General features: G+C 65.6%; 17 protein-coding genes. 6 read left to right on the forward strand and 11 right to left on the reverse strand.

All coding sequences use genetic code 11. The features are described 5' to 3' along the window. Positions 1–59 precede the first annotated feature (59 nt). The gene (locus ACP69V_RS08140; protein WP_426023409.1) at positions 60–737 is read right to left on the reverse strand and encodes a sugar transferase; all 678 of its coding nucleotides are present in this window, start codon (positions 735–737) and stop codon (positions 60–62) included. Positions 738–959: 222 nt separating this feature from the next. On the opposite strand from ACP69V_RS08140, the gene ACP69V_RS08145 reads away from it, so the two are divergent. Beyond that, the gene (locus ACP69V_RS08145) at positions 960–1,643 is read left to right on the forward strand and encodes a sugar transferase (protein ID WP_426023410.1); all 684 of its coding nucleotides are present in this window, start codon (positions 960–962) and stop codon (positions 1,641–1,643) included. A gap of 63 nt (positions 1,644–1,706) precedes the next feature. Then, the gene (locus tag ACP69V_RS08150) at positions 1,707–2,588 is read left to right on the forward strand and encodes a glycosyltransferase family 2 protein (RefSeq protein ID WP_426023411.1); all 882 of its coding nucleotides are present in this window, start codon (positions 1,707–1,709) and stop codon (positions 2,586–2,588) included. Here the strand turns inward: ACP69V_RS08150 and ACP69V_RS08155 are convergent. Next, positions 2,582–3,802, reverse strand: a complete 1,221-nt coding sequence (locus tag ACP69V_RS08155; protein WP_426023412.1) for an O-antigen ligase family protein — start codon at positions 3,800–3,802, stop codon at positions 2,582–2,584. The genes ACP69V_RS08150 and ACP69V_RS08155 overlap by 7 nt on opposite strands. A gap of 135 nt (positions 3,803–3,937) precedes the next feature. Here ACP69V_RS08155 and ACP69V_RS08160 point away from each other — a divergent pair, with 135 nt between their 5' ends. Then, positions 3,938–4,903: a glycosyltransferase family 2 protein gene (locus ACP69V_RS08160; protein WP_426023413.1), complete on the forward strand. Its 966-nt coding sequence runs from the start codon at positions 3,938–3,940 to the stop codon at positions 4,901–4,903. Here the strand turns inward: ACP69V_RS08160 and ACP69V_RS08165 are convergent. From ACP69V_RS08165 to ACP69V_RS08195, 7 genes are all read right to left on the reverse strand, one after another. Further along, positions 4,900–5,907 carry a glycosyltransferase gene (locus ACP69V_RS08165; RefSeq protein ID WP_426023414.1) on the reverse strand — a complete coding sequence of 336 codons (1,008 nt, stop codon included), beginning with the start codon at positions 5,905–5,907 and terminating at the stop codon, positions 4,900–4,902. The genes ACP69V_RS08160 and ACP69V_RS08165 overlap by 4 nt on opposite strands. A gap of 1 nt (position 5,908) precedes the next feature. Then, positions 5,909–7,750, reverse strand: a complete 1,842-nt coding sequence (locus tag ACP69V_RS08170) for an ABC transporter ATP-binding protein (protein ID WP_426023415.1) — start codon at positions 7,748–7,750, stop codon at positions 5,909–5,911. Further along, the gene (locus tag ACP69V_RS08175) at positions 7,747–8,685 is read right to left on the reverse strand and encodes a hypothetical protein (protein WP_426023416.1); all 939 of its coding nucleotides are present in this window, start codon (positions 8,683–8,685) and stop codon (positions 7,747–7,749) included. Before ACP69V_RS08175 ends, ACP69V_RS08170 begins: the two co-directional genes overlap by 4 nt. Next, the gene (locus tag ACP69V_RS08180; RefSeq protein ID WP_426023417.1) at positions 8,672–10,534 is read right to left on the reverse strand and encodes an asparagine synthase-related protein; all 1,863 of its coding nucleotides are present in this window, start codon (positions 10,532–10,534) and stop codon (positions 8,672–8,674) included. The genes ACP69V_RS08175 and ACP69V_RS08180 overlap by 14 nt, the downstream gene beginning before the upstream one ends. Beyond that, entirely contained in the window at positions 10,531–10,920 is a 390-nt protein-coding gene (locus ACP69V_RS08185; RefSeq protein ID WP_426023418.1) for a lasso peptide biosynthesis B2 protein, read from the reverse strand. The genes ACP69V_RS08180 and ACP69V_RS08185 overlap by 4 nt, the downstream gene beginning before the upstream one ends. Before the next feature lie 31 nt (positions 10,921–10,951). Continuing rightward, on the reverse strand, positions 10,952–11,227 hold the full coding sequence (locus tag ACP69V_RS08190; protein ID WP_426023419.1) for a PqqD family protein: 276 nt from the start codon (positions 11,225–11,227) through the stop codon (positions 10,952–10,954). A gap of 93 nt (positions 11,228–11,320) precedes the next feature. Then, on the reverse strand, positions 11,321–11,467 hold the full coding sequence (locus tag ACP69V_RS08195; protein WP_240484590.1) for a lasso RiPP family leader peptide-containing protein: 147 nt from the start codon (positions 11,465–11,467) through the stop codon (positions 11,321–11,323). Positions 11,468–11,623: 156 nt separating this feature from the next. Between ACP69V_RS08195 and ACP69V_RS08200 the strand changes: the two genes are divergently transcribed. From ACP69V_RS08200 to ACP69V_RS08210, 3 genes are read left to right on the forward strand one after another with little or no spacing between them, the layout of a single operon-like run. Continuing rightward, complete coding sequence (locus ACP69V_RS08200; protein WP_426023420.1) at positions 11,624–12,730, forward strand: nucleotidyltransferase family protein; 1,107 nt, start codon at positions 11,624–11,626, stop codon at positions 12,728–12,730. Beyond that, entirely contained in the window at positions 12,727–13,878 is a 1,152-nt protein-coding gene (locus ACP69V_RS08205; protein WP_426023421.1) for a glycosyl transferase family 1, read from the forward strand. Before ACP69V_RS08200 ends, ACP69V_RS08205 begins: the two co-directional genes overlap by 4 nt. Further along, positions 13,878–14,885, forward strand: coding sequence for a glycosyltransferase (locus ACP69V_RS08210; protein WP_426023422.1), 1,008 nt, complete (start codon positions 13,878–13,880; stop codon positions 14,883–14,885). Before ACP69V_RS08205 ends, ACP69V_RS08210 begins: the two co-directional genes overlap by 1 nt. On the opposite strand, the gene ACP69V_RS08215 is transcribed toward ACP69V_RS08210, so the two are convergent. Beyond that, a complete protein-coding gene (locus ACP69V_RS08215) occupies positions 14,839–15,828 on the reverse strand; it encodes a glycosyltransferase family 2 protein (protein WP_426023423.1) in 990 nt (329 codons plus the stop codon). The two genes, ACP69V_RS08210 and ACP69V_RS08215, sit on opposite strands and share 47 nt — an antisense overlap. Further along, positions 15,825–16,973 carry an O-antigen ligase family protein gene (locus tag ACP69V_RS08220; protein ID WP_426023424.1) on the reverse strand — a complete coding sequence of 383 codons (1,149 nt, stop codon included), beginning with the start codon at positions 16,971–16,973 and terminating at the stop codon, positions 15,825–15,827. Before ACP69V_RS08220 ends, ACP69V_RS08215 begins: the two co-directional genes overlap by 4 nt. Between the last annotated feature and the right edge of the window lie 145 nt (positions 16,974–17,118).

Below are 17,118 nucleotides of genomic sequence, written 5' to 3' on the forward strand. Positions count from 1 at the left end.
CGGCAATCAAAAGTCCCGACCCCATCGTTGGCACAAACAAGCTCCGCGGCACAGGACGTTCAATAAGAGCCGCGCGACTGAAGCACGGCGGGGAAAGTGGCCGCCATGATCTGAAGGTTTTTACTGAAGCTCCGGCGGCGGGCGTAAAGAATGTCGCAGGCGATACGTCGACGGTAGGAAACGTCGTTGCGTCCGCTGACCTGCCACACCCCGGTGATCCCGGGTCGCACCGTCAGATAATGCCGCAGATAAGCGCCGTAGCGAACGGTTTCGGCCTGCACGATGGGCCGTGGGCCGACAAGGCTCATGTCGCCTGCGATGACGTTGAAGAGCTGAGGGAACTCGTCGAGGCTCGTTTTGCGGATGAAGCGGCCCAAAGCCGTGACGCGCGGATCGTTGCGCAGCTTGTGATCGACGGCCCATTCCAATCGCGCCGCAGGATCCGTCGCCAGCAAATGGTCGAGCCGTTCCTGCGCATCAGGCACCATCGAACGGAACTTGAGGCAGCCGAAGACGCGTCCGCCCCGCCCGATCCGGTTCTGCTTGTAGATGGGCGCGCCCCCGTCCTGAGCGAACACGGCGAACGCCAGAAGGAGAAGAAGCGGCGCAATAAAGATCACGCCTACAGTTGCGATGACCACGTCGAGTCCCCGCATCCAGTCGATACGGGCCGCAACGAACGGCGCCTCGCTTCGGTCAAGCTTGGACTGTCTATCGGACACCACCGGAAAGGCCATGGGAAAGCTCCATACGACTCCGTCGAAGTCGCCGCCGTTACTGTTGAAAAATCCAGGAAGTCTTGAAAGAACATTCGCACCGCACTGCAACATAGTCCAGCTCTTTTTGCAGCGCACACTGTGGCCTCTCGACGTCATCGAAAAGCCTGTCGGCCGCAAATGTGGCAAGCCTCTTGCTTAGAGGAGGCCAATTCGCCAAAGCGTTAAAAAAGAATGAAGTCCATGGTCGATATTGGCACAGCTGTCTTGCGTTCGCCCTCGGCGAGGCCCCGTCCGTACCGCTCCGGGCCGGGCAAGCCGTTGGCGACGCCACGCCTCTTCGATGTGTCGATCGCGGCGGTCGCACTCCTCTTCCTCGTGCCACTGTTCGTGGCCTTGATCGCCGCCATATGGCTGTCTGATCGGGGCCCTGCGTTCTTCTCGCATCAACGCCTCGGCAAAGGGGGTCGGACGTTCGGCTGCCTGAAGTTCCGCACCATGGTGCCGGATGCAGATGTTCGCCTTGCCGCCTTGCTCCAACACGATCTGGCGGCCAGGCTGGAATGGGAGACCACGCAGAAGCTCACTCGCGATCCGCGCGTCACGCCTCTCGGGCGTTTTCTGCGCGCAAGCAGCCTTGATGAACTGCCCCAACTCATCAACGTCCTGCGCGGCGAAATGAATCTGGTCGGCCCTCGTCCGATCGTCGCCGCCGAACGTCCCTTCTACGGTCGTCGGTTCGAAGCCTACGCGCGGGTGCGGCCGGGCATTTCGGGCCTCTGGCAGATCAGCGGACGCAGCAATACGACCTATCGCCGCCGGGTCGCTTGCGACGTACTCTACGTCCGCCGCCGCGGGCTCGTCACCGACCTCAAGGTTCTGGTGCTGACGATCCCCGCCGTGCTGATCGCGCGCGGAGCGCGCTAAGGCGGAGACGTCTGTGGACAGGGCTGCTAGTGAGCCCCGTCCCTCTCCATCGGATGCTCGACCATGCCGAAACCCGCCGTCGCGCCCAGCGTCGATGTCTGTGTCTGCACTTACCGCCGCGCCAGTTTGTTGCAAACCCTTGCGTCGATCGACGCGCAGGCGGGCGTCGTAGGCGCTGTCAGGGTTCTTGTGGCGGACAACGATGAGACTCCCTCGGCGAAGCCGCTTGTCGACGGCGGGACTGGACGTTGGCCGAGGGTGTATCTTCACGCGCCCGCTCGAAACATCTCCGTCGCCCGCAACGCGCTTCTTGACGCGAGCACGGCCGACTTCGTCGCCTGGATCGATGACGATGAGATCGCCGATCCGACATGGCTGGCCGCCCTTCTGGCTGCGATCGGTGATCACGACGCCGCCTTCGGTCCGGTCCGAGCCGTCTATCCCTCTAACGCTCCGGACTGGATCCTGAAGTCAGACCTGCACTCAACCCGCGCTGTCGACACCCGCCAGGGCGTCGTGACCGGCTACACCTCCAATGCCTTGGTCCGCAGGGCGGCCGTGGGACCGGAACGTTTCCTTGAGGCCCTGGGCCGCTCCGGGGGGGAGGATACCGAGTTCTTCACGCGGCTGTATGGCCAAGGGCGTCGCTATGTGGCGGCTGCGGAGGCCTCGGTCTCGGAACCGACCGCCGCGGACCGGTTGACGTTGAAGTGGCTTACCCACAGAGCGTTCAGGGCGGGTCAGACCCATGCTCTGACCTATGTGGCGTCAGGCCAACGCGGAAGGGGCCTCGTCTCCGCCATGGCCAAGGCGGCAGCCTGCATGGGTTTGAGCACGGTCTTGGCCTGGAATGGCGTGGCGAGACGTCGGCTCTGGGTCAGGGGAGCCCTCCATCGCGGCGTGGCGGCGCGTCTGCTCGGCGTCCGTGACCTGCAGCTCTACTGAACAAATCGCTCCTGGACCGCCCTGTTCGGGAGGCCGAAGCCGGTCGGCGCCCCAGCCAGGGTCCTGGCCCCGAGATAACCGAAGCCCGCAACCACAACCACCAGGATGGTGCTGGAGCTGAAGGGGCCGAAGACATATTCGAAATAGGCGCGCACCGCGAACACGACGCCGATTGAGGCGAAGAATAGTTGGGCTGCAGTCACGCCCTGCTGACTGGCGCGGATCAGGGTGCGGATAATCCCGACGCCGAGCGCCAGGACGATCAAGCCGGCGCCGACAAAACCGAAATCAACGAGCCATTCTCTGTACGAATTGTGGAAGCTGAACCCTTCGCCTGACTGGAGGCCCGCCCATCGCAGAAGGCCGATCGTATCGACGCCGTGTCCGAGCCAGGTCGATCGATACCCGTGCCCCAGCAGGGGTTCCGCCCCAATAAGGGCGTCGGCGTGCGCCCAAAGGTAATCGCGCCCGGTCAACCCCGCATCCTTGTGGAGCACATCGACCAGGATATGGCGCCAGATCTCCGCTAGATCGTCACGAACAATCCACAGCGGAGCCGCAAGAACGACCACGGTGAGCGCGAGAAGAAACTTCGCCGAACTGGAAAGTTTCGATGCGATCACCAGACCCACGAAGGTTCCAAAGAAGATCATCGCGCCAAGAACGGCGCCGGTTGAAAAGGCCTTCACCAGATAGAGAGCCGCCAATGCGGCGATCGGCGCGCTCAGGAGCCGCAGGGCGCGGGGCTGCGCCTCGCTGACGCCCACAGACACCGCCGCGCCAAGCAGCAGGAAGCACAAGGTGCCCATCTCATTCTTGGACCCCAGAAGGCCGATCAGGACCGGCCCGCTGAGCGATTGGCCCTGACGTCCCGACAGGATGCTCAGGACCAGCACGAGAGCGCAGGCGAGGAAGAGGCCTCGCAACAGACGCTCAGGGGGACAGGTCACAACCAGGATCGCCCCGACGCCGATCGTGAGCAAAAGTTGAAGCCCGAAGCGACCGCTCACTCCGGGCTCTGCAGACCAGATCGCAGAGACCATGGCCAGAACGCCGATCAAAAGAAGAGGCCACAACCGCGCGAGGAACACCATCCGCCCGGGATGCAGGGCGACCAGTCCCGCCGCGCCAGACAGCATCATCAAAGGCGCCACCGGACCCAGCAGGCCGAGCCACATGCCCAACATCAACCAGAAGACGGCGACCTCCGACAAGAGGGCCGCCGGGACGACGGAATTGATCCGCGCCGGGTTTCGCTGAAGGTTTGCTAATGACACGGAAACAGCCGGGGCTAAGGTTGGAAGAACGCCTGATTATTGCGCGCTCATTGCTTTGAAGGACACCGCACCATGCCAAACCTATCCGGCTCACAGCCCGATCCGGTTGTCACAGTGGTGGTGGCGGCCTTCAATGTCGCTGAATACGTTGATGAGGCTCTGTTTTCGATCCGGCGTCAATCGCTGGAAGCGATTGAAGTCCTGGTCGTCGATGATCGGTCCACGGATACGACCCGCGCCTGTCTCTCCCGACACGCAGGAGAGGACCCGCGCGTGCGCATTATCGACGGGGCCGGTCGTGGTCCTGCGGCGGCCCGCAATCTGGCGATCGCACAGGCCCGGGGCCGTTGGGTCGCCATCATCGACGCCGATGACGTCATCGCGCCTGATCGGCTCGAACGCATGACGGCGGAAGGAGAGGGTTCTTCGGCGGATGCTGTCGCAGACAATATGACCGCCTTCTACGAGGGGGATCCGTCACGCGACCATCCCTGGATCGATCCGGCGGTCTGGCCAGGGTCACGCGCCCTTTCGTTCGACGACCTGATGACCGGCGGGCTGGGGGATCCCCCAGCGCCCGAACTGGGCTATCTGAAGCCCATGTTGAGGAGAGACCGGCTGGCCAGGCTGGGCAAGCCCTATAACGACACCCTCGTGATCGGCGAGGACTTCGATCTGATGGCGCGCTGGACTGCCGCCGGGTTCAGCTATCGCTATATGGCAGAGGCGGGTTACCGTTACCGTCGCAGGGTCTCCTCGCTGTCGTATCGGCTCTCCGCCGATCAAATCGATCATATGATCGGCGCCCTCGACCGCCTGGACACGTCTGCGCCGGGGTTCAACACGGGAAGCGTTGATCGGCGGCGGCTCGCGCTGGGCCAAACCCAACGCTATGCCCGTCGGGTGGATCGCCTCAAGCGCGGCGATGTGACTGCGCTCGCGGCGATCCTTCTCGACAGTGACGGGCGGCGGCGACTGTCGGTTTCGGTGCGGGAAGGCCTTTCGCGGCGTCTCGGCGCGCTGAAGCGTCCAGACTAATCGCGGGGTCGGGGTTGGGCGTCGATGAACGACGCCACATCCTCATCCGTTCGGCCGAAGACTGCGATTGCAAGGCCGCGCAGCAGGGCGCCGACGCGGGTGGCCGGGTCCCTTGCGCCTGGGGTCCGTTCGAAAATCAGCGCTCTCGCCAACTGTTCGGCGACGGTGTCGGCGGGGACGGAGAGCGCTTGTCCATCAAGGAATGCGCGGCGTCCCGCCGCCTCGGTCGTCTGCCAGATGCGCCGACGTATGCGCTGGATGGCGCGTTTAAGGTCCAACTCACGCTTGAGATAGCCGGCTCGATCGCCCAGATTCCGCGTTGTCTGTTCCCCGTTTGCCGCCCAGGCGGCGAGCGGCTCCAGCGCCACATAGACGTCATCGACGACGCTGAGGGTTCGCAGATACTCCTGGAGCGAGGCGTTGCACGGCGTCACGATCTCCAGCCGCGACCGGGCCCTGGCCGACCAGAACAGGGCGCCGTTTGACACCCCGATGCCGGCGAGCGCGCCCAACCGGATGGTCTCCGCCGACTGCCGGCCTTCCCGGTAGGTGCCCTCCAGGATGCCGAACTCAGACATCGCCCTCCCCGCGCCCGTCAGGTCGTAGTCGACGACCTGATTACGCAGCACGAGCTCGACGCCCTCGCGCCGGGCAAGAGCGATGTTCTCGGCGATGAAGCCGTCGAAGACGTAGTTGTCGTCCTCCAGAACAAAGAAATACTCGGCGTCGTAGGGGTTGAGGGCTGAAAAGCAGCCGTCGATATTCTTTGAGGCGAATCTCTGCGGACGGTTTGGAGAATACACAATCCGTCGGTCGGCGAGGCGCTCGCAGACCGCTCGCCCTGTTTGATCGGGATCGTCGTCGAACACCTCGCAAATCCAGTCAGAGCATGTCTGGGCCTGGAGGGAGCGCAGGCATCGCTCCAAGAGAGCCGGCCGGCGGTAGGTGGGGGTCCGAACATGGACCCGCCCCGAAGTGAAACCTTCCTCAGGCCAAACCGTCATGTCACCCCCCAGACGAAGCGGTCCGCTGCGCGTTCGCCGCGCCGTCTCCGTTTTCGCCGTCCATCATCTTTGAAATCGCCGAACCGGGTTTCGCACGAAGTTCGCGAAACGCCCCCGCCTCAACCAGCCGGCCCTGATCGACCGCAAGAACCCAGTCCGCGAAACTGATCATCGACGGTCTATGGGCCACGGTGATGATCGTCATTCGGCCTCGAAGACGCTCGATCGCCTTGGCGATCAGGCTTTGGTTCTCCCAGTCCAGGGCGCTTGTCGCCTCGTCGAGGATCAACAGCTGGGGCTCCATCAGCAGCGCCCTGGCCAAGGCGATGCGCTGACGCTCCCCCCCTGACAGCCGTGTGCCGCGAGGTCCCACCACCGTGTCGAGGCGGAAATCCAGACGCCGCACGAAATCGCCGGCCTGCGCCAGATCCAGAGCGCGCCACATCGCCGCCTCGTCCGCCGTCGGCAAGGCGATCCTGAGGTTCTCACGGATGGTGTCGTGCATCAGGAAGACATCCTGCGGCACATAGGCGACCGATCGGCGCCAGGCTCTCACGGCATCCGGGCCCAGAGGAATGCCATCGATGGCGATCTCCCCGGCGTCGGGCTCCAGCAAGCCGAGAATCAGGTCGCCGATCGTGCTCTTTCCGCCGCCCGACGGTCCGATCAGGGCGGTGATCCGTCGGGCCGGTATCGCAAGGAAAAGGCCCGCAAGAATCGGCGGCTGATCGGCGCCGTAGCGGAACGTCACGTCCCGGAAGGTGATCATCTCGTTGAGCGGCAAGGCGGACGCTCGGCCGAGGGTCGGCTCGGCTTCCTGTCGGCACGCTCGCGTCAAACGTCGCACCTCGTCAAATCCTTCCAGGTTCATCATCAGTTCCTGAAGATGCGACTGGATGGCCGTGAACCGCGGAGCGATCCGCATGAACAGGAAGATCATCACGATCAGTTGGGCCATCGGCACGCGCATCACATTCAGCGCGAGATAGACGAACAGGCTGAGCCCCAAGGCGCTCAGGATCTGGAAGAGCGCGCCCGCCAGAGAGGCCACCCCCATATAGCGATGGAACTCGCTTCTGGCGTCCGACAGATCGGCGTCGAGCCGTCTGACGTAGCGAGGCTCCGCCGTCAGGCTCTTGACCACCTTGAGTCCCCCGAGGAAGGCGTCGACCGTTCGGAACTGCTTTTGCTTCTGGGCGGTCACGACCGCGCCATAGGCCGAGGACCGGCGTCGAAGCGGCGTGAGCAGAGCCAGGAAGGCCAGTCCGACGCCAGAGGCGACGAAGGTCATCGTGGGCGAGATCATCAGTGAGATCGCGGTGTAGATGGCGAGGATCACCAGCGTCTGCACCAGAGCCAGAAGATGGTTCAGGGACATATGGACCCGGTCGACCTCGACCGTCAGGGTCTGATGCAGGTCAGCGTGCCGTCGCGACGACAGGAAGCGCCATCGGGCCGCGCCTATGGCGCTGAACAGATCCATCCGGACGTGATCGACGACCTCGACCAAAAGGTCCGCCATATAGATCGTCTTGGCGCGCATCAGCAGCGCCTGAAGGGTGACGACGAGACTCAGGACGGCGAGCGCCGTGACCAAACCGATCTGCAACGTTCCGCCGGCGCCCGCGGAGAACAGGTCAGGGAGCGGTATGGAGACGGATTGCGCCCCAGGCCCCAGCAAGGTCAGGAGAGGCACCAACAGCAGAATCGACAAGCCTTCGGTCAGACTGCCGAGGGTCAGAAAAACGGCCGCAGGCCAGGCCCGGCGACCGGACGTGGAAAGGATGAAACGGGCGAAGGCGACAACGCGGAAGACGCCGGGCCGCGCCGGTTCGGCCGTCATGTCGAAGCATCCGCGTCAAGGCGACCGATCTCACTCTCGAGCCAGTCGGGCAACTGCGCCAGGGCGCCGAGATCGTTGGGGACGACCATCCGGCACACGGAGATTCTTTGGCTGAGGGCGGCGCACTGGCGAAGATGGTCGGCGGCCGACCGCCCGCTGATGAGGTCGCGGCCGAAACGCGTGGCGTACGAAAACCGGATCAGAGCGGTGAGCGCCGAGGCGCCCCGGAGAGGATGGAGCGCGAACGCCGCACCGCGCTCGAGAACGAGAGCCGCCTTCGGTTCACGTGGCGCGGGATCGAAGGGCGCGTCCAGACGCAGTCGACGCTTCTCGAACGCCGGGTGAGGACGCGCCATCGCCTCTCCGTCGACGGCGATCGAGGCGTTCGCCTCCTCGGTGAGCTTGACCTGAGGATAGGCGGGATAGAGACGCGGCGCGCCTCGGCAATCGACGGCGACGATGTCGTCGGTGAGAAGGGTCTTGCCCGCCCTGACGAGCGCGGCGGCCGTGGTCGATTTCCCGGCGCCTTTGTCTCCCAGGAAGACAGCCACGCCTGCGGAAAGCTCCACAGCGCTGCCATGAAGGGTGAGAAGACCTCGGCGTTCCAGAAGCACGCCCATCACAGGGCCCAGCAGCGGCAGGCTCACTAGAGCTTCGTCGACCCCCGCCCGCGGCTGATAGACGATGAGGTCGCGGCCCAGGATCCGGAAATCGCCGACGTCGCGCCAGCTCAGCAGCGCCTCGTCTTCCTGGAACCGGAAGGCCGCAGGCGCCTCGGTGTCGAGAATGGACGGCGCCGATCCCAGCCGGATGCGCAGATCGGGAAGCCCGCTGCCCATGTCAGGCTCGAGCTCGGGCAAGGCGAGATCGGCTTCGATGCGCAGCCCGAAGGCGCTGTATCGGCGCAGGCGTGGTGTTGGTTCAATGCGGGACATCTGGTCCCCCGACCTTCAAATTACAGGCCGGGTCGCCAGGAGCGATGGATTCGGTCCAGATCGCCCAGAGACCGATCCGCCAAAGCGCCTGCAGCGCGTCCCCCGACACAGGATGATCAGGCTGGTCCAACCGCCGACGCAAGGCGATCACCCGATCCACATTCAGATGGGACGACAGTCGGCTCCTGGCGGCTTCAAGGGCTTGCGGCGTAATCCGGGGGCTTCGCCGAAGCCCTTCGCGAAGCTGGCTGGAGAAGTCGTGCTTGTCCCGACGCCAGAGCACTTCGTCCGGGAGAACGTCGGCCATCGCCTGACGGAGAATGAACCGGGTCCAACCGCCCTGCAGCTTCGCCTGCGGGGGCAGGGACATGGAATAGTCGATCAAGGCCCGATCCCAGAAGGGACAGCGCCCCTCCACCCCGACGTCTTGGGCCTCCCGGTCGAGCACCTCCAGCGCGTAGCTCTGCTGCGGCCCGGTCAGCACCTCGTGTTCGGCTTCTCGACCCGTGGCGGCTCTCGGTCTCCATCGCGCGGACACGGCGGCGTCGATCGCCGAGACGGCGCGAAAGTCGCTCGACAGAAGGTCCAGCGGGCTTTCCTCCGCCTCCTGCGGTCTGCCGGCTATCCTTCGCACCCGCCGCGCCAAGGCCGCGAACTTGTGCCGCCCTGGCCCGAAACCGCGATACAGCGCGAGGAGCATCGCTGGCGCGCTTTCCCCGTAAAGATCGGCCACGCCGCGCAGTTCGCGATAGAGCCGGATCCACGACCCCGCCCGTGCGAGATCGAGGAGGCGGCCGACGCCCTTGGACACGACCTCGTCGCCGCCATGGCCGTCAAGCAGGACCGCACCCTGCCGCGCGTTTTCGTACACCGGCCGCATCATCAGCAGGTTGGGCGCAGCGACCGGACCGGCATGCCGCTCCAGAGCGGCGTGGGCGCCGGCAAAGGGATCGTAGTCGCCGATCTCCACGAAATGGGCGTCGAAGCCCTGCCCCCGGATCGCCGCCTCGATGTAGGGCCGCTCGCTCAGCGCGGGACGCGCTGAATCGACAAGCGAGAGCGTTCGAACCGTCTCCGCCGTTTCACGCCCCGCGAGACGCGCGAGGCTTGATGAGTCCAACCCCCCGCTGAGGAAACAGTCCACCGCCGCCTCCCCCGCGCACCGGCGCGCGACGGCGTCGCGAAGAAGGGATGAGAACCGCTGCGCCTGAAGCGCCGGCGCATCCGTCGTTTCCTTTGGCAGCACAAGGGCGTCGAATTTGTGGATCTGGACGCCGTCTGCATCGAAGACGGCCGCCGTGCCGGGGACAAGGCGTGAGACCGACGCCCGCATTCCCCGATCGGAAGGCGGAGCCAAGCCGATGAGATACTCAGCCGCGCGGAGATCACAAAGCGGCTCACGTCCATAAAGCGGCGCAAGGCCACGCTCCTCGGAGGCGAACGCGAAAGACGCCTGATCCCGTCGGAAGACGAGCGGCCGCGCGCCAAGGACATCCCGTGCGCAAATGAGGCGCCGACCCTCCGGGTCCCACAGGCCGAAGGCGAATTCCCCCTTGAGGTCGGCGAAACCGGCGATTCCTTTGGACCGGTAAATGTCGACGATGGTTCGCCCGGGCTCCGCCAGACGCCTGCCGTCCGCAGCTTCGAGCCGACCGTCGAGAACGACGCCATACCCCTGGTGCACGACAACCCCGTCTCCCGGTCGAGCCGGAAGATGGCCGCAAGCCAGATGAAGATGCGGCGGAAAGTGGCCGAACGCGCGCCTCGCCCCTCCCCTTCTGCCCATGGCGTCGAGCATGGCCGCCGTCTTCTCGGCGCCGTCGCCCCAAACGCCGGCGATCGCCGTCACGCGCGGGGTCCCAAATCGGTCAGGGGCGTGAAGCTCTCCAGACATTCGCCATCGTCGCCGACGACGACCCGGTCGTCCGAGAGAACCCAGGCATGAGCCTGGACAGCGCCGCTTTCACTGCGGCGAACCCCGATGCGGATGACGGAGCCGTAACCCTGGAGAGAAAGAAGGGCGTTGGCCGCCAGCGCTTGCGGAAGACAGGTCGCACCAAAGGCGGCGCGTGCGGCGTTCGACACGGCCCAGCGCGTCCGCGCGAGCGCCCATGACGGCGCGGTTCGCGGGGTCCGCTGAACGGGAAGGACGCGCCTGACCAGGCGATAGGGCGCGAACGCAAGCGCAATACGATAGAACACCAGCAGCGCCCAGGTCGCTGTGAGGTATCGCACGTCAGCGAGAGAAACGCCTCGCTTGCGTGCGCTAGGCATGCCGCCGGACAACGCCCGCGCTCGCAAAGTCCTCGAGCAGGCGCGCGATGTCGGCGCGACAATCCGGAGCGCCCACATCAAACGCGTCCGCCACCGCTGATGCGAGTGCATCCAAGGTCTTGGGTGTCTGGATCTGATCCCAGACGAAGGCCCCCACAGGGTTGAGGCCGTAATATTGGCTGGACCTGAGGTCGAGCAAGGCGGCCCCGCCATCGACCTCGCTTGCGACCACTTCCGGATCCGCAACAAATGTTTCGTTGACGTTCATCGCCGCACCGCTCCCACGCATAAAAACGACGGGATCCCGAAAGATCCCGCCGGTCTATCTTCTTCAATTCGACGGCGCGGGTGCGCCGATCGATCAGGAGAAGGTCAGATCGCCGAACGGGGTGCCCGTCGGGAAGGTGGCGTCGAGCGCGGAGCCGCGCGAAGCGCCTTGCGTCAGGGTTTCGAACGAACCCAGCGAGGTCATCGCGGGGGCTTCGTAGACAGTCTTTGCGTTGGTCACGGAGATTCTCCCTCAGTGGTATTTTGGAACAGCATTTACATCTCTTTAACGATAAGGCTTCGAAGTCAACGACAAAGCGAACAAAGTTCTGACAGCCTTTGACAAGACCTGTTAGGTGTTGACTTCCAAGCACACTTTCCCGCCTCAGGCGTATTTATGGCTTCCGCTTATCCATCCCTTCAGCCGCCGCCCTCGGGGCATGGCGCCGTTCCCGGCGTCGACCTGGCGGTCGAAATCCTGCGCGCCTGGGCGCAGGGGCGCGGCGACGTTCCGGCGGCGGGTGTGGCGACCGGTCGCGCGGCGACGACACTTCTGGCGCAGAACCGTCTGCTGGGACTGACGGGCGCGCTGCTCTTGAAGGCCGCGCCCGACGACCAGATCGCAGAAACGACCGGTGCGTTCCGGCGCCTGACGGCTGAAATGAACGGGGCGAGCCTCATCATGATGCGTCGCCTGACCACGGCCCTGGCCGGGACGCCGGCGTGCGTGATCTTCTACAAGGGGGTCGTGCTGCAGCAGAATCTTTATGGCACGCCATTCGCCCGCCCGGCCTCCGACATCGACCTGCTGACCGCGCCGGCGACCTACGCCAAGGTCGCCCGCGCCTTGCAGTTGGCCGGGCATCGGCTGGACCCCCACACCGACACCCTATGGTGGCGCTGGTTCCTCGCGGAGCAGCAGTTTCGGGTGGGCGTCGACGCCCAGAACATCGACCTTCACCATCGTCTTCAACAACCCGGCTGCCCGATGCCGCGGCGGCCCGATCGGCTAATCGCCGAGTCGATCCTGCAACCGTTTCTCGGCGGTCAGGTCCGGACGTTTCGGGACGACCACACGCTTTTGGTCGCGGCGATGAGCCTGGCGAAAGCGCTTCATCACCGCGAACCTGCGGGTCGCTATGTCGGCGACGTCGAGCGTCTGTTGCGCCGCCTGCCTCCGGAGGGCTGGTCCGCCGTCGCGCGCGAGGCGGCCGCGATGGGGCTGACCCGCACCCTGGACCTGGCGATCCGCTGCGTTCAGGCCGTATTCCAGACCGTGCCGGCCGAGCGTCAACGCGCCATCCTGCCGGAGATCGACGATCTTGACCTGCAATGCATGTTGTTGGCGCCGTCGCAGGCGCCCCGCTGGGTGCGGCGCCGCCGGCTCCTGCTGGCCCTCTGCGATCGCCCGATCGACGCCGTCACCGCCTGGTTGGTCATGGCCGCGAGCGAAACCGCACGACGCGCCACCGAAGACCGAACGGCGCAGGAGCCTGTTCGATGAGGGCGGCGGTCGGCGACAAAAGCCAGCGCCCCAGGATTCTCTATATGGCGCCGGATCTCAGCGATCCGGCGGTTCGACGACGCCTGGCCATGCTCACCGCGGGCGGCGCCGACGTCGCCGTGGCGGGTTTCTTGCGTGGCGAGTCGCCTGATCCGCCGGCCGCTTGGGGCGCTGAACGGCTTGGGCGGACACGAGACGCCGCCCTCGGCCAGAGAGCCCTGATGGTGGTCAGGCGGCTGATGGAGCCGCGCGCGCTCGGCCGTCGTGTTCGCGACAAGGACGCGATCATAGCCCGCAATCTTGAAATGCTCGTCCTCGCCTGGGCGGGCCTTGTGTTTAGCGGCCGTCGGACCCGTCTCTGCTATGAGGTGCTGGACATCCATCGCGTCATGCTTTCCGGCAGCCTCAAATCCCGAGTGCTGCGAGGCGTTGAGCGACTGCTGCTCAAACGTGTCGATCTGATCGTCCTGAGCTCAGAGGCCTTCGATAGAGCCTACTTCAAGACCTTGCAGCCGACGACCGCGCCGCGGCTGCTCGTCGAAAACAAGGTTCTGGTTCTTGGCGACGGCTTGGCGCCAAGCCTTCCTGCGCCTGCTGCGCCACCCTGGCGGATCGGCTGGTTCGGCATGCTCCGCTGTCGCCGCAGTCTGGAGTTGCTGGGCCGCCTGGCCGCCAGCCGCCCGGGCCGGATCGAAGTCGATATCCGGGGGCGGCCCTCCGCGGCCGTGTTCGGGGAGGACTTCGAGGCCGCCGTGGCCGAGTGGCCCGGCCTGACCTTTCACGGCCCGTACGCCGCTCAGGATCTCGCCCAAGCCTATTCGGCCGTGCATTTCGTATGGGCCGTGGACTTCTATGAAGCCGGTCAGAACTCCGATTGGCTCCTTCCCAACCGCCTTTACGAAGGGAGCGCTCACGGCAGGCCGCTGATCGCCCAGCGAGACGTCGAGACCGGGCGGTGGCTTGCAGCCCACGGGGCTGGCGCTCTGTTCAGCAACCTTGACCTTGAGCTCGGGACCTTCTTTGATGATCTGACCCTGTCTGGATACGCAGACCACGCAGAGGCTGTGGCGCGTCTGGAGCGGTCCGATCTGGTGGCCGATCACCAGGACTGCCGTCGCTTGGTTGAAACCCTAACGGACCGCCCTTGATGAATTCCGGCCTGCTGATCGTGGTGCCCTGCCTCAACGAGGCGGCGCACCTTCCCCAACTCATGGCCGCCTTAGTCGCAGACGCCGGCGACAATGACCTCATCGTGGTGACGGACGGGGGCAGTCACGACGCCAGCCAGGCGATCGTGGCGGAGTGGGCGTCAAGGGACGCGCGGGTTCATCTTCTTCATAATGCGCAGAGGCTGCAGAGCGCGGGCATCAACCAGGCCGTCGAAACCTATGGCGAAGGTCGAACCTTCCTGCTCAGGATTGACGCTCATGCGTCTTATCCCGACCGCTTTGCGCGCCGGCTGGTGGAGGCCGCCACGGCGACGCGCGCGGAATCCGTCGTCGTGCCGATGCGGACGGTGGGGGACTCCTGCTTCCAGATCGCCGCAGCCACAGCGCAGAATTCCAGGATCGGGGCCGGGGGATCCGCGCATCGGATCGGGGGCGAAAGCGGCTGGATCGACCACGGCCACCACGCCCTGATGCGAATTGAAGCCTTCAAACGGATCGGCGGCTACGACGCCGCCTTCAGCCACAACGAGGATGCCGAGTATGACCGACGTCTGACCGCGTCCGGCGGCCGAATCTGGTTTCAGGGCGATCTCGCGATCGATTATTTCCCTCGCCGAACGCCCGGCTCCCTATTCCGGCAATACGTCAACCACGGCCGGGGACGGGCGCGCACTGTGGTCAAACATCGAATGCCGTTGAAGCCCCGGCAACTGGCGCCCGCTATGGTCGGGCCTGCGGTCGCCGTCGCTCTGGCCGGCGTGCTTATCGGGGCGCTGGTCCACCCCTTGGCCTTCCTCCTCGCCGGCCCCGCCCTTCTCTGGGTGTCCATATGTCTCCTGGGCGGCGGGCTCGCGGCTCGCGCCGCCAACGCGCCCGTTTGCGGCTATCTTGCTGGCGTCGCCGCGATGCTGATGCATCTGGGGTGGTCTGTCGGCTTCCTCAGAGGCCGCTTCCTGCCCTCCGACCGACCCGACCCGGCCCTCTGAGCCACGCCTGCCCAGCGAGGTTCTTGAGCAGGTTCAGCGCGGATGCCGGATCGTGGAACGTCTTGAGGGCCGCCCTTGCGTCCCGCGCCTTAACCGCCTCGATCAGCCGGCGCCATTGCAACCGGTCATCCACGCTTCGCCAATGACGCCGCACCGCACGACGCTCCGGGGCCGTCAAAGTCCGGATGCCTTCCAGGTTCCGTGTGCAGTCCCTCAGGGCTTCCAAGTCGTCGATCGTATGGCGACCGCTGAGGGAGTCGGGCCGGGTCAGGGCGATATAGCCGCAAGGCGGGCCGAGTCGTAGACGTCCGCCGTGCGCGAGCACCTGCGCGTAGAGCAGGAAATCCTCGCCAAGCCGGAGACGTGGGGCGTATTCGATGCGGTGACGTCTCAGGAAAACGGTGGACATCAGGGGCTTGATGAAGCCGAGCTCCTCGCGATGACGCCCGCGGCGGCTGACATTGCCTTCGATGAAATCGGCCAAACTGACCGTGGCCCAAAGGGACGCCGCCTGCGGCGTGTCCTGGGGATGGAAGGTCGCCGTCCCGTCGAACGCGGAGACGCGGGTGATGGCGTCGGCCACCATTTCCGCGCCGTCCGCCTCCGCCAGAAGCCGGCCCAAACGCCCGGGCGCGAACCCGTCGTCGGCGTCCAAGACGCATATCCACTCCGCTCGCGTCGCCGCGAGCGCCACATTGCGAGCGGCGGACGGTCCGCCATTGGCCGCCTGCCTGATCACCCGCAGACGTCCCGATCCGTCGTCGCAGCTTTCAGCGACCCGCGCCGTTGCGTCCGTCGATGCGTCGTCGATGACCCAGACCTCAAGCGTCTCGGATTCGGCGAGCGCGCTGCGAACAGCAAGATCGACCGTGGTCTCGGCGTTGAACGCGGCGATCACCACCGCGATGTTGGCAAGGCCGTTCGGTGTTGCCGATGGGATCATTGTCCTGTTTCTCCGCACCCGCTCGCGTCCGGCCGTGCAAGCCGTTCGGTCCGCGCGCCGCCAATGGCGATCTGCAACCCAAGCAGGAAGCTCCAGTACATTGCAAAGGCCGGAATTTGGAGAGCGAAGTCTGTCAATCCATGGGTCAAGACCATGACATTCACGAACAACAACGGAAGCAACACCCGCGCCGATCGCGTGTCGAGGCCTCGAAAGGCCCCATGGATCAAAAGGCCGATCGCCGCCGCCATCGGCAAGGCGGCCGCCAGGCCGCCTTCCGCAATCCACTGGAGAGCCCAGTTGTGCGCGCTCTGGACATTCCAAAGAGATCCATAGTTCGCCGGCGTCAGCCCCAGCTTCGTCACATAGGTCGCCGTTCCCAGTCCGCCGCCGAACAAGGGCGCATCAAGGAAGGCGGTCCAATAGACGGCGAAGATGTCCTTGCGATCGGCTGCGGCCTCCCCAAGGCCAGGCAACCTCAGAAGGAGGCCGCGGGCCGCCTCGGCGACGACCAGCAAGGCGATCGCCGCCGCTCCCGCGAGAAACCACCGTTTGCGAGGGCGAACGCCGCCCGACGGGGCGGGCCAGCATGCCGCCAGACCCAGGGCGCAGAGAACTGCGACACCCAGCCCCGCGCGCGACTGGGTCAGAACAAGCGCGACCGACAGCAGCAGCAGGGCGCCGCCCAGCCATGTGAGTTCCCAGCGTCTGTCCGCGGAAGGGCCGCGGGCGTCTCGCCAGGCGAGAAGTCGGCCTAGGGTCAGGATCACGCCCGCTCCGAGCAGGGTGGCGGCGGTGTTTGGGCTGAGGAAGGGCGCGCCGAGGCGCCCTTGACTGCCTGCCGAAACGAAGAGGATCAGGCTCCACGCCGCCCACAGCGCCGTCAGGACGATGCAAGCGTTCACAAGCCGCGCGGGCGTACGCTCGCCGCGCGCCGCGAAGACGCCGCAAAGAAAGACGCACCCAAGCCCGAACAGCTTGGCGACCTCGATCACGGTCGCGGCAGGCGCGATCGATAGCGAACGTCCGCCGACGACCTCATAGAGGCCGGTTCGCGCGACGGTGTCGGGCAAGGGCATGACCGTCAGGAGGGAAACGCCGATCACGGCGCCGAACGCCAGCGCCGCAGGACCGAGACGCCTCAATGCGATCGGCGACGGCGCCGACAGCCAGCCCACCCCCGCTGCGACGGCGAGGGCGAACGAAAGCCAGAGCGCTTCAGAGGCGTCCCCGCCTCCCCCGAGAAAAAATCCGACGAAGACGAGACCCAACGCCGTCCACCCCAGCCAG

The organism is Brevundimonas sp. PWP3-1b1, assembly GCF_049896065.1.
GTDB lineage: Bacteria > Pseudomonadota > Alphaproteobacteria > Caulobacterales > Caulobacteraceae > Brevundimonas > Brevundimonas intermedia_B.

Excerpts from the sequence above, each read along its gene's own strand:
- ACP69V_RS08200 (WP_426023420.1), top strand. The coding sequence starts at position 11,624 with ATGGCTTCCGCTTATCCATCCCTTCAGCCGCCGCCCTCGGGGCATGGC.
- ACP69V_RS08170 (WP_426023415.1), bottom strand. The coding sequence starts at position 7,750 with ATGACGGCCGAACCGGCGCGGCCCGGCGTCTTCCGCGTTGTCGCCTTC.
- ACP69V_RS08150 (WP_426023411.1), top strand. The coding sequence starts at position 1,707 with ATGCCGAAACCCGCCGTCGCGCCCAGCGTCGATGTCTGTGTCTGCACT.
- ACP69V_RS08160 (WP_426023413.1), top strand. The coding sequence starts at position 3,938 with ATGCCAAACCTATCCGGCTCACAGCCCGATCCGGTTGTCACAGTGGTG.
- ACP69V_RS08210 (WP_426023422.1), top strand. The coding sequence starts at position 13,878 with ATGAATTCCGGCCTGCTGATCGTGGTGCCCTGCCTCAACGAGGCGGCG.
- ACP69V_RS08165 (WP_426023414.1), bottom strand. The coding sequence starts at position 5,907 with ATGACGGTTTGGCCTGAGGAAGGTTTCACTTCGGGGCGGGTCCATGTT.
- ACP69V_RS08145 (WP_426023410.1), top strand. The coding sequence starts at position 960 with ATGGTCGATATTGGCACAGCTGTCTTGCGTTCGCCCTCGGCGAGGCCC.
- ACP69V_RS08205 (WP_426023421.1), top strand. The coding sequence starts at position 12,727 with ATGAGGGCGGCGGTCGGCGACAAAAGCCAGCGCCCCAGGATTCTCTAT.
- ACP69V_RS08140 (WP_426023409.1), bottom strand. The coding sequence starts at position 737 with ATGGCCTTTCCGGTGGTGTCCGATAGACAGTCCAAGCTTGACCGAAGC.
- ACP69V_RS08175 (WP_426023416.1), bottom strand. The coding sequence starts at position 8,685 with ATGTCCCGCATTGAACCAACACCACGCCTGCGCCGATACAGCGCCTTC.
- ACP69V_RS08215 (WP_426023423.1), bottom strand. The coding sequence starts at position 15,828 with ATGATCCCATCGGCAACACCGAACGGCCTTGCCAACATCGCGGTGGTG.
- ACP69V_RS08190 (WP_426023419.1), bottom strand. The coding sequence starts at position 11,227 with ATGAACGTCAACGAAACATTTGTTGCGGATCCGGAAGTGGTCGCAAGC.